This window comes from Streptomyces sp. NPDC025784 (assembly GCF_055558435.1).
Map to the genome: position 1 here is coordinate 227,294 of NZ_JBVHMN010000016.1, position 10,271 is coordinate 237,564.

8 protein-coding genes are annotated in these 10,271 nt (G+C 71.1%); 3 read left to right on the forward strand and 5 right to left on the reverse strand.

The features are described 5' to 3' along the window. Positions 1 to 84: 84 nt before the first annotated feature. Positions 85 to 1,368, reverse strand: a complete 1,284-nt coding sequence (locus tag ACZ4IF_RS31675) for an adenylosuccinate synthase (protein WP_359489339.1) — start codon at positions 1,366 to 1,368, stop codon at positions 85 to 87. Positions 1,369 to 1,559: 191 nt separating this feature from the next. Between ACZ4IF_RS31675 and ACZ4IF_RS31680 the strand changes: the two genes are divergently transcribed. Continuing rightward, the gene (locus tag ACZ4IF_RS31680) at positions 1,560 to 2,417 is read left to right on the forward strand and encodes a diacylglycerol kinase family protein (RefSeq protein ID WP_467568946.1); all 858 of its coding nucleotides are present in this window, start codon (positions 1,560 to 1,562) and stop codon (positions 2,415 to 2,417) included. Between the two features lie 661 nt (positions 2,418 to 3,078). Here the strand turns inward: ACZ4IF_RS31680 and ACZ4IF_RS31685 are convergent. Beyond that, on the reverse strand, positions 3,079 to 3,576 hold the full coding sequence (locus ACZ4IF_RS31685) for a GbsR/MarR family transcriptional regulator (RefSeq protein WP_467568949.1): 498 nt from the start codon (positions 3,574 to 3,576) through the stop codon (positions 3,079 to 3,081). A gap of 115 nt (positions 3,577 to 3,691) precedes the next feature. Between ACZ4IF_RS31685 and ACZ4IF_RS31690 the strand changes: the two genes are divergently transcribed. Then, positions 3,692 to 4,630: an ABC transporter ATP-binding protein gene (locus ACZ4IF_RS31690; protein ID WP_467568953.1), complete on the forward strand. Its 939-nt coding sequence runs from the start codon at positions 3,692 to 3,694 to the stop codon at positions 4,628 to 4,630. Further along, entirely contained in the window at positions 4,627 to 6,237 is a 1,611-nt protein-coding gene (locus ACZ4IF_RS31695; protein ID WP_467568955.1) for an ABC transporter permease, read from the forward strand. The genes ACZ4IF_RS31690 and ACZ4IF_RS31695 overlap by 4 nt, the downstream gene beginning before the upstream one ends. A 92-nt stretch (positions 6,238 to 6,329) precedes the next feature. On the opposite strand, the gene ACZ4IF_RS31700 is transcribed toward ACZ4IF_RS31695, so the two are convergent. The 3 genes from ACZ4IF_RS31700 to ACZ4IF_RS31710 all read right to left on the reverse strand — a co-directional run bounded on the left by ACZ4IF_RS31700 (position 6,330) and on the right by ACZ4IF_RS31710 (position 9,727). Then, positions 6,330 to 7,550: a cytochrome P450 gene (locus ACZ4IF_RS31700; RefSeq protein ID WP_467568958.1), complete on the reverse strand. Its 1,221-nt coding sequence runs from the start codon at positions 7,548 to 7,550 to the stop codon at positions 6,330 to 6,332. A 159-nt stretch (positions 7,551 to 7,709) separates the two neighbouring features. Then, positions 7,710 to 8,384 (reverse strand): response regulator, encoded by a 675-nt coding sequence (locus ACZ4IF_RS31705; protein WP_095935620.1) that lies wholly within the window; start codon positions 8,382 to 8,384, stop codon positions 7,710 to 7,712. After that, positions 8,381 to 9,727: a sensor histidine kinase gene (locus ACZ4IF_RS31710; RefSeq protein ID WP_467568961.1), complete on the reverse strand. Its 1,347-nt coding sequence runs from the start codon at positions 9,725 to 9,727 to the stop codon at positions 8,381 to 8,383. The genes ACZ4IF_RS31705 and ACZ4IF_RS31710 overlap by 4 nt, the downstream gene beginning before the upstream one ends. Between the last annotated feature and the right edge of the window lie 544 nt (positions 9,728 to 10,271).

A 10,271-nucleotide genomic window follows, 5' to 3' on the forward strand; every position in this document is an offset into this window, starting at 1 on the left:
AACGCGACGCGCCCCCGGCGGGCCGAAGCCGACCGGGGGCGCGTGCGAACGCCGTACGGACCCGTGAGGGGCCCGGGAGCCCTGCTAGATGAACGAGTTGATCTCGATGGTCTCGTCGCGGCCCGGGCCGACACCGATCGCGGAGATCGGCGCACCGGACATGTCCTCCAGGGCCTTGACGTACGCCTGCGCGTTCTTCGGCAGATCCGCGAACGTCTTGGCCTTCGTGATGTCCTCGGACCAGCCCGGAAGGGTCTCGTAGACCGGCTTCGCGTGGTGGAAGTCCGTCTGCGAGTACGGCAGTTCCTCGACGCGCTTGCCGTCGATCTCGTACGCCACGCAGACCGGGATCTCCTCCCAGCCGGTCAGCACGTCCAGCTTGGTGAGGAAGAAGTCGGTCAGGCCGTTCACGCGCGTCGCGTAGCGGGCGATGACCGCGTCGAACCAGCCGCAGCGCCGGTCACGACCGGTCGTCACACCGCGCTCGCCACCGATGCGGCGCAGCGCCTCGCCGTCCTCGTCGAACAGCTCGGTCGGGAACGGGCCCGAGCCGACGCGGGTGGTGTACGCCTTGAGGATGCCGATGACCCGGCTGATCTTCGTCGGACCCACGCCCGTGCCCGTGCAGGCGCCGCCCGCGGTCGGGTTGGACGACGTCACGAACGGATACGTGCCGTGGTCGATGTCCAGCAGCGTGCCCTGGCCGCCCTCGAAGAGCACGACCTTGTCCTGCTCCAGAGCCTCGTTGAGGATCAGGACGGTGTCCGCGACGTACGGCTTCAGCCGGTCCGCGTAGCCCAGCAGCTCCTCGACGACCTGGCCCGCCTCGATGGCGCGACGGTTGTACAGCTTGGTGAGCAGCTGGTTCTTGACCTCGAGTGCCGCTTCGACCTTCTGCGTCAGGATCGACTCGTCGTACAGGTCCTGGATGCGGATACCGACACGGTTGATCTTGTCCGCGTACGTCGGCCCGATGCCGCGCCCCGTCGTACCGATCTTCCGCTTGCCGAGGAAGCGCTCCGTCACCTTGTCGACGGTGACGTTGTACGGCGTGATGATGTGGGCGTTCCCGCTGATCAGAAGCTTGGACGTGTCGACGCCGCGCTCGTTCAGTCCGTTCAGCTCGGAGAACAGGACCGACGGGTCGACGACGACTCCGTTTCCGATCACCGGTGTGCACTCCGGCGTGAGGATCCCGGAAGGGAGGAGGTGCAGGGCGTACTTCTGATCACCCACGACCACCGTGTGGCCAGCGTTGTTGCCGCCCTGGTAGCGCACCACATAGTCCACAGATCCACCGAGCAGGTCGGTGGCCTTTCCCTTGCCTTCGTCACCCCACTGAGCACCGAGCAGCACAAGTGCGGGCACAGGCGTACACCCCTTCCGGGCGGGGCATGTCCAAGGTCGGGGACGTACGCGGCTGCTTTTCGGTACGGCTGCGTACGCCGGCGACCTCCTTTGGCCGCGACCGTCGGACCGGATGCCCCGGAATAGACGAAGCCCCTGGCGCAATAGCGCAAGGGGCTCTTGCACAAAGATGCTACCCGAGGAAGCGAGGCATGACCGAGGTGGCGGCTTCCGACCAGCTCCTGGTGGTCATCGACCCGGTCGCCCGTCGGACGGACGGCGAGTCTGTACGGATCGCGAAAGACGTGCTCAGCGCGGGTGCGGCGACGAAGGTGTGCCTGCCGGACGGGCCCGAGGAATTCGCCCGCGCACTGGCCCGCAGGGGCACGCGGCGGCCCGTGGTGGTCGGTGACGACCGTGCCCTGATGCGCGCGGTGTCCCTTTTGCACCGGCGGCGGGAGCTGGGGGTGTGCGCGCTGTCGATGGTGCCGGTCGGCGGTGTGCTGTCGCTCGCGCGGTCCCTCGGCGTGCCCACCGGGGCGGTGGCCGCGGCGCGGGCCGTGCTCGACGGGTCCGAACGGCGGCTCGACCTGCTCGTGGACGACAGCGACGGCGTCGTCCTCGGCACGCTCCGCATCCCGTCGGCGCCCGCCCCGGTTCCCACGGCGCCCGGCGTCGCCCCGGATGCCGCCTCCCATGCCTGGCTGCGCACCTGCCAGTCGCTGGTCCGCACGCTCGCCTCGCGGCCCGCCCGCACCGCGGCGGTCCCCGGACCCGGGGCGACCCGGCTCCGGGTCGAGGTCGACGGGGTGACCGTCGTCGATCTGGACCAGCCGGTGGAGGCGGTGTCGGTGACGCCCGGGGGGCCCGGCGGTGCGGAGGTGGAGGTGCGGCCCGCCGCGGACGGGGCCGCCGCCGTCCCGCTGCGCGCGTTCGGGCGGCGGGTCACCGTGTCGGGGGCGGACTTCCGCTACCGGGCGGACGCGGTGGTGTCCGGGCCCGTCCGGACGCGGACGTGGACCGTCCGGGAGGAGGCGTGGGGGCTGACCCTGCCGCTGGGGTTCCCGTAGAGGTCGGGGCGTCTGCCGGTGGGTCGTCGGCTGTGCGGTGGGTGGGGCGGTTGCCTCTGGTCCGGTGGGGGCGCCGTCTGTGCGGTGGGAGGGGCGGTTGCCTCTGGTTCGGTGGCCGTTTCGCCGTCTGTGCGGTGGGTGGGGCGGTTGCCTCTGGTCCGGTGGCCGTTTCGCCGTCTGTGCGGTGGGTGGGTCGGGGCCGTGCCGGTGATCCGCCCGTTGCAGCCCTCGTGTGGTCCGGTGTGTCAGTGCGGTGGGTTGGTGGCGTCGTCCGCAACGGGCATGTGATGCACCGGCACGGCCCCTTCCGTGAGACGGCGGGTGCGGGTGTGAGTGGGGTTGGGGCCCAGCCGTAGGCCCGCCCCGACGGCAGCTCCCGTCCCGCCCCGCCTGAGGGCAGAGAGCCACCTTTCAGCCCGTCCGGCGATTGAGGACGAGGCCGTCCAGGCCGATCCGGTCCAGTCCCGGGTGGCCTACGAGTTCCGGTGGGCCCCTCCCGGCCTGTCCCGCCTGGGAGCGGAGGGCGCACCTTTCAGCCCGTCCGGCGATTGAGGACGAGGCCGTCCAGGCCGATCCGGTCCAGTCCCGGGTGGCCTACGGGTGCGGGTGCGGGTGCGTCCGGGGTGCGGTCCATTGCGGGTGCGGCGGAGTGCCGCCGGGCTCAGCCGTTGCCGAAGCGCTCTTCCCTGTGGACGCGCCAGCGGTCCATCATCTGGGAGATCTCGCCGTCGATGAAGTCGAAGAACGCCAGGGTCTCTGCGATCCGCCGGCCCGCCGGTGTCTCGGCGCCGAGCCGGTCGACGCCGTCACGCAGGGCGTACTGCCAGCGCTTGAGGACGGCCTCCCGGCTGGTGATCGCCTCGTACCACTGGTCGCTGTGCACGCGGTAGCGCTCACGCCGTGAGCCGGGCTCACGCTCGCGCGAGACCATGTGCTGCTGGGCGAGATAGCGCACGGCACCGGAGACCGCGGCCGGGCTGATCTGCAACTGTTCGCCGAGTTCGGCGGAGGTCAGGGCGCCGGTGTCGGAGGAGAGCAGGGCCGCGAAGACACGGGCGGGCATCCTCTGCATGCCGGCCTCGACGAGCTGCGCCGCGAAAGTCTCGACGAACCCGGAGACCGCTCCCGCGTCCCGCCGGCCCCCCATGGGTTCGGTCATCCCGGATCATCTCCCCTGCTCGTCCCCGCCGGCCGCGCACCATCACTCAGTGTATCCGACATTTCTACACTTCCTTAACTTCACAATTTTCTGAAAGAAGCGTACGTTCTGAAACATGACGAAGGCAATCACCGTCTCCGGACTGCACAAGTCGTTCGGCAGCACCCACGCCCTGGCGGGCCTCGACCTGGAGGTCGAGGCCGGCGAGGTGCACGGCTTCCTCGGCCCGAACGGCGCCGGGAAGTCCACCACCATCCGCGTCCTGCTCGGCCTGCTCCGCGCCGACTCGGGCGCCGCACAGCTGCTGGGCCGTGACCCGTGGGCCGACGCGGTGGAACTCCACCGGCACGTCGCCTACGTCCCCGGTGACGTGACGCTGTGGCGCAACCTCTCCGGCGGCGAGGTCATCGACCTGTACGGACGGCTGCGCGGCGGCCTGGACCCGACCCGGCGCGCCGGCCTGATCGAACGCTTCGAGCTCGACCCGACCAAGAAGGGGCGCACCTACTCCAAGGGGAACCGCCAGAAGGTCGCCCTCGTCGCCGCCTTCGCCTCGGACGTCGACCTGCTGATCCTCGACGAGCCCACCTCCGGCCTCGACCCGCTGATGGAAGAGGTCTTCCAGGGCTGCGTCGAGGAGGAACGCGCCCGCGGCCGCACCGTCCTGCTGTCCTCCCACATCCTCAGCGAGGTCGAGGAGCTCTGCGACCGGGTGAGCATCATCCGCAAGGGCGTCACCGTCGAGACCGGCTCCCTGGCCGACCTGCGCCACCTCACCCGGACCAGCGTCACCGCCGAACTCGCCGGCCCGCCCGACGGGCTCGCGCACCTGCCCGGCGTCCACGACCTCGACGTCCAGGGCCTGCGCGTCAAACTCCAGGTCGACACCGACAAGCTCGACGCCGTACTGCGGTCACTGACCGCCTCGGGCGTACGGTCGCTGACCTCGACACCCCCCACCCTGGAAGAACTCTTCCTGAGGCACTACCAGGACGACGCGACCGAGACGGCCCCCACGTCCCCGCCGACGTCCGCGAAGGCGGCCACCCGATGACCACCGCCACCGCGCGCTTCGCCACCCGGCCCGGCGGGTCCCGTCAACTCGCGGGCACCGCAACCCTGCTGAGATTCGCTCTGCGCCGCGACCGCCTGATGATGCCGCTCTGGGTCGGCGTGATCGGCCTGCTCGTCGTCTCCATGCCGAACTCCCTCAAGTCCATCTACGGCACCCCCGCCGAACGCGCCGACGTGGCACGGCAGATGCTCACCAACAGCTCCCTGCGCGCCACCTACGGACCGGTGTTCAGCGACACCCTCGGCGGACTCACCGCCTGGCGCATCGGCGGCTACGCCGGAGTGTTCGCCGCGATCATGAGCCTGCTCATCGTCGTCCGGCACACCCGCGACGAGGAGGAGACCGGACGCCAGGAACTCCTCTCGTCCGCCATGGTCGGACGGCGCGCCCCGCTCACCGCCGCGCTGCTCGCGGCCCTCGTCGCCAACGGCGCCCTCGCCCTGCTGATCACCGGCGGCCTCGCCGGACAGGGCGGTCCCGGAGCACTGGCCCTCGGGCTCTCCGTCGCCGGGGTCGGCATGGTCTTCGCCACCATGGCGGCGATCGTCGCCCAGCTGACCGAGAGCGCACGGCTCGCGAAAGGGCTCACCGGGGGGCTGCTCGGCGCCGCCTTCGTCCTCAGGGCCGCCGGGGACTCCGCCACCGCCGACGGCTCGTCCGTACTCACCTGGCTCTCACCCGTCGGCTGGCTGGAGGAACTGCGTTCCTTCGCCGACGAACGCTGGTGGGTACTCCTGCTGTTCGCCACCGCGGCCCTCGCACAGGGCGCCGTCGCCTACGAACTCGCCGGCCGCCGCGACATCGGCATGAGCTTCCTGGCCACCCGGCCCGGCCCCGCCACGGGACGCCTCCGCACGGCCGGCGCGCTCGCCCTGCGCCTGCAGCGCGGCGCCCTGCTCGGCTGGAGCCTGGGATTCCTCGCCGCCGGAGCCGCCTTCGGCGGGATCACCAAGGGAGCCTCCGACCTCGTCGGCGACAACGACAAGACCCGCGAGATCATCGAGCGGATGGGCGGGCAGAGCGGGATCACGGACGCCTTCCTCGCCACGATGGTCAACATGCTGGGCATGGTCGCCGCCCTCTACATCGTCTCCTCCGTGCTGCGACTGCACGGCGAAGAGACCTCGCAGCGCGCCGAACCGGTGCTGGCGAACGCGGTCGGCCGCCTGCGCTGGGCCCTCGGCCACCTCACCATCGCCTTCGGCGGCAGCGTCCTCATCATGCTGCTGGGCGGCCTCGGACTCGCCCTCGGCTATGGAGCCGAACTCGGCCCCATCCTCGGCGCCTGCCTCGTCCAACTCCCCGCGATCTGGACCCTCGGCGGACTCGCCGCCCTCCTGTACGGCCTCTCCCCCCTACTGGCCCCCGGAGCCTGGGGTGCCGCCGGGCTCGCGCTCCTGCTCGGCTGGATCGGCCCCGCCCTGGACATCCCGCAGACCGTCATGGACCTCTCCCCCTTCGGACATCTCCCCAAGCTGCCCGGCGGCGACATGGCCTGGACACCGCTGCTCGTCCTCACCGGGATCGCCGCCGCGGCCACGGCGACCGGCCTTGCCTGTCTCCGTCGGCGCGATCTGAGCACCTGAGCCCACTTGAGTCGGCGCCCGGTACCGAGTCCCTGAGCGCCTGTACGGGCGAGTGTCCGGGCAGGCGCTCGGGGCGGCGGCGGGCGGCGGTGTCAGACCTGCACCCTCAGGGACTCCAGCCCCCTGATCACGAAATTCGGCTTCCGCGACGGCTCCTCGGCGAGGTCCAGCGTCGGGGCCTTCGTCAGCAACGCGCCCATCGACGCCGCCAGTTCGATACGGGCCAACGGCGCACCGATGCAGTAGTGGATACCGGCGCTGAACGAGATGTGCGGGTTGTCCGCACGGGTCAGGTCCAGATCGCCCGGCGCCGCGAAGACCGCCGGGTCGTGGTTCGCCGAGCCGAAGAGCATCGCGATCTCCGCCCCGCGGGGAATCGTCGTACCGTCGATCTCGATCTCGTCGAGCACCCAGCGCTCGAAGAGCTGAAGCGGAGTGTCGTAACGCATCAGCTCCTCCACCGCCCGGGGGATCAACCCGTGGTCCGCGCGCAGCGCCGCGAGCTGGCCCGGGTTGCGGAACAGTGCCCACCAGCCGTTCACCGTGGCGTTGACCGTCGCCTCGTGCCCCGCGTTCAGCAGCAGCACGCAGGTCGAGATCATCTCCTGCTCGGTGAGCCGGTCGCCCTCGTCATGGGCCGCGATGAGACCCGAGATCAGATCGTCCCCCGGCTCCTTGCGGCGCGCCTCGATCAGCTCCGTCAGATACGCGGTGAACTCGATCGACGCGCGCACCGCCCTCGCCGCCGTCTCCTCGGACGGGTTCAGCTCGTACATCCCGCAGATGTCCGCCGACCAGGGCCGCAACGGCGCCCGGTCCGACTCCGGGATGCCCAGCATCTCCGCGATCACCGCCACCGGCAGGGGCTCGGCGACATCGGACAGCAGATCGCCGCCGCCCGCCGCCACCAGCCGCTCGACCAGCTCACCCGCCAGCTGCTCCACGTACGGCTTCAGCCGCTCCACGGTGCGCGGCGTGAACGCCTTCGACACCAGCCGCCGGATACGCGTGTGGTCCGGCGGCTCCAGGTCCAGCATCCCGTGGTCGTTCAGCACGTGGAACGGCTCGTGCTCCGGCGGCGGCGCCGTCCGCCCGAAGTCCTCGTGCGTGAACCGGTGCTGATACGTCCGGCCCAGCCGGCGGTCCCGCAGCAACGCCGACACGTCCGCGTGGTGCGGCACCAGCCACTGGTCGGTGGGCTCGTAGTAGTGCACCCGGCCGCGCGCCCGCAACTCCTCGTACGCCGGGTACGGGTCCGCCACGAACGCCTGGTCCCACGGGTCGAAGGACTGCGGAATCTCCAAAGCTGCCATGAACGGACGCTAGCCCGGGACGAGCCCTCTGAACAGGGGGGTCCTGGCTCGGGGGGCCTGGGGCAGGGCGGCCTTGGAGTGGGCAGGTCGGCTTCGGGGGCGCTCAGGTTTGTGGACGACAGGGCGGCTCGGTGGGGGCAGGGCAGTTCCACGGGCGGGTCACCGGGGGGTGACCAGCCTGGCCTCGTACGCGAACACCGCCGCCTGGGTGCGGTCGCGCAGCCCGAGCTTCACCAGGATGCGGCTCACATGGGTCTTGATCGTGGACTCGGCGACCACGAGACGCTCCGCGATCTCGGAGTTCGACAGGCCCTGGGCGATGAGGACCAGCACCTCCGTCTCCCGCTCGGTCAGATCCCCGTACGCCGCGTGCGCCGTGGCCGGAAGCCGGGGCGCGTCCGCGAGCCTGGAGAACTCGGTGATCAGCCGCTTCGTGACGGAAGGGGCCAGCAACGCCTCCCCCGACGCCACCACCCTCACCCCGTCGGCGAGCTGGCGCGCCGAGGCATCCTTCAGCAGGAAGCCGGAGGCCCCCGCGCGCAGCGCCTGGTACACGTACTCGTCGAGGTCGAACGTCGTCAGGACCAGCACCTTCGCGGAACTGTCCGCGGCGACGATCTCCCGGGTCGCCTCCAGGCCGTTCATCTCCGGCATGCGGACGTCCATCAGCACGACGTCCGGCGCCAGGTCGCGGACCCGCTCCACCGCCTCCCTGCCGTTGACCGCCTCGCCGACCACCTCGATGTCCGGCATCGCGCCCAGCAGGACGGAGAAGCCCTCGCGGACCATCACCTGGTCGTCCGCTATCAGGACCCGGATGGGGCCGTCCGTCATCCGGTCTCCTCCTCCGCGGCCGGCACCGGCAGGAACACCGTGACCTCGTAGCCCCCGTCGTCCGTGCCGCCCGTCGTCATCTCGCCGTCCAGCATCGTGACCCGCTCGCGCATGCCGGTGATGCCGTGCCCCGCGCCGTGCGTGGACTTCTCCAGACTCGTCGCCGGTGCGGGGCCGTTGACTATACGCAGACCCAGCCCGCCGAGGACGTAGCCGATCTCCACTCGGGCGACCGCGCCCGGTGCGTGCCGCAGCGCGTTGCTCAGGGCCTCCTGGACTATTCGGTACGCCGACAGCTCCACGCCCTGCGGGAGCTCGCGCACCGCGCCCGTGACCACCTTGTCCACCGTCAGACCCGCCTCCCGCACATTCGCCAGGAGGGCGTCCAGGTCGGCGAGCGTCGGCTGCGGGGCGTCCGGGGCCTCGTAGTCCTCGGCGCGGACCACGCCCAGTACGCGGCGCAGCTCGGTGAGCGCCGCCACCGCGTTCTCCCGGATGGTGCGGAAGGCCTGTTCCAGCTCCGGCGGGGCGTTCTCCACGCGGTACGGGGCGGCCTCCGCCTGGATGGCGACCACCGACATGTGGTGGGCCACGACGTCGTGCAGTTCCCTGGCGATCGTCGTGCGCTCCTCCAGCAGCGCGCGCTTGGAACGCTCCTGTGCCGTCTCGGACTGCTGGGCGGTCACCTCCTGCTCCGCCGTGCGCCGTATGTGCAGGACCGTGACGACCAGGAGGGCCAGGGCTGAGACGAACAGCAGCGGCATCGTGTTGTCACTGAAGTGGCCCGCGCCGAAGAGGGTCTCCGCGGTCAGTCCGTACGCGGCGGTGAGCAGCCACATCCATGCGGCGGTGCGAGGGCGTGAGCGCAGGGCCACGACCGTCATCACCGACACGTGGGCGACGAAGGCGCCCGGCAGCCACGGCCAGTCGCTCCAGCTGTCGCTGAACACCGCGGCCACGGGGGTTGCCGCGAGGGAGAACCAGAAGGCGCCCACGGGCCTGATCAGGGTGGCCAGGACCGGGAGCAGGGCGAGGAGGGTACAGATCGGGAGGCCGATTCCGCCGCGGCCGTCGCCTTCGGCGGTGGCCGCGACCATCGCCACCAGGCCGATCGCCGCCACTGCCGCGTGCGGTGTCCAGACCGCGTACTGCCGTATCCCCTGGGGCAGGCGGCGGGTGACGGGGCCGTCCACTCGCATGCGCGGGAGCGGGCGGTAGGCGAAGGCGTCGTGGAACAGGTCCTGGCGCAGCCCGCGCAGGGCGTCCGCGGCCAGCCTGAACTCCGGGCTGCGGGGCTTGGTCCTGCCCGGCGGCGTCATCTGCGTCTGGGTCGTCTCGGTCACGTTGAAAACAGTAGGACGGTGGGGGTGCGTGGTCGTCCCCTGTGAGGAGGGTCCTCATGGGTCCGTCTCAGGTACTACGGGTAGTCGGTGAGCGCGGCGGGTGTGATTGAGCACCTGCCGGTGGGCACGGCAGGTGTCGAGCGACTGTCCGTGAGCGCGGCAGGTGTCGAGCGACTGCCGGTGGGTACGGCGAGGGCCGTTTCGCCGTCGTCCGGTGGGTGGGTCGGGGCCGTGCCGGTGATCCGCCCGTTGCAGCCCTCGTGTGGTCCGGTGTGTGTCAGTGCGGTGGGTTGGTGGCATCGTCCGCAACGGGCATGTGATGCACCGGCACGGCCCCTTCCGTGAGTGGGCGACTGCGGGTGCAGGTGTGGCGGGCGTGCTGGGTGTGACTGGCGGGGCTTGGCGGAGTCGGTCCAATGGTGCGTCGGCGGCTGGGCGTGGGGCGGTCATTGACTTGCTCCTCGGGCTGAAGCCCGAGGATTCTGGCCTTCTCGATCGTTGCTGTGCCGCTACGCGGCACGGGCTTGGGTCGGGAATCCGTGGC